Origin of the sequence: Micrococcus sp. HSID17227 (genome assembly GCF_003989405.1) — a bacterium.
Taxonomy (GTDB): Bacteria; Actinomycetota; Actinomycetes; order Actinomycetales; family Micrococcaceae; genus Micrococcus; species Micrococcus luteus.
In genome coordinates this window covers 1-628 of record NZ_RBLN01000549.1, presented here as the reverse complement: position 1 = coordinate 628, position 628 = coordinate 1, and the positions used below count along the sequence as shown (strand labels likewise).

Sequence of the window (628 nt, the reverse complement as noted above, 5' to 3'; positions counted from 1 at the left end):
ATCACCGCGCCCCTGCAGCAGCTGGGCCCACTGCAGCAGGGGCGCGGTGATGTCGCGGTCGTCCACGAGCAGGTGCCCCGCCCGCTCGTAACGCTGCACGCGCGCGTGGGGCAGGCGGTCGCGGAGGTCGTCGAGGTAGCGGTCCAGGAAGACCGGGTCGTCGGCGCCCCACAGGATGAGGGCGGGCACGTCGGTACGGCCCAGGGCGGCGAGGTCCTCGCCCACCCGCTGCAGTTCGGGATGGCTGCCGTGGCCGGGGTCGGCCGGGATGTCCGCGACGAAGCCGCCGACGCCGCCGCGTCGGGCCGCCGTGTCGTAGGGCAGGTGGTAGGCGGCCCGCGTCTCGCGGTCGAGGGCCGGGGTGGCGAGGGAGGTCGTCACGGAGAGGAAGGCGTCCGTGGTGACGGTGGAGGCCGGCAGGACGGGCCCGGCGAGGGCGGCCTGCAGCGGGGCGGGGATCGGCGCCCCCTCGGGCTGGTGGACCGCGGTGTTCAGGGTCGCGACGCCGGCCACCAGCTGCGGGTGACGCGGCGCCCAGCCGAGGGACACGACAGCGCCCCAGTCGTGGCCGAGCGTGATCAGCGGGTGGCCGGTGGCTGCCAGGTCGCGCAGCCCGAGAGCCGCCAGC

At 76.6% G+C, this 628-nt stretch carries 1 protein-coding gene; it reads right to left on the bottom strand.

What is annotated here, in order from left to right:
• Positions 1-628: alpha/beta fold hydrolase (locus D8M29_RS13230; RefSeq protein ID WP_127446082.1), on the bottom strand; the 628-nt coding region annotated here is incomplete at both ends.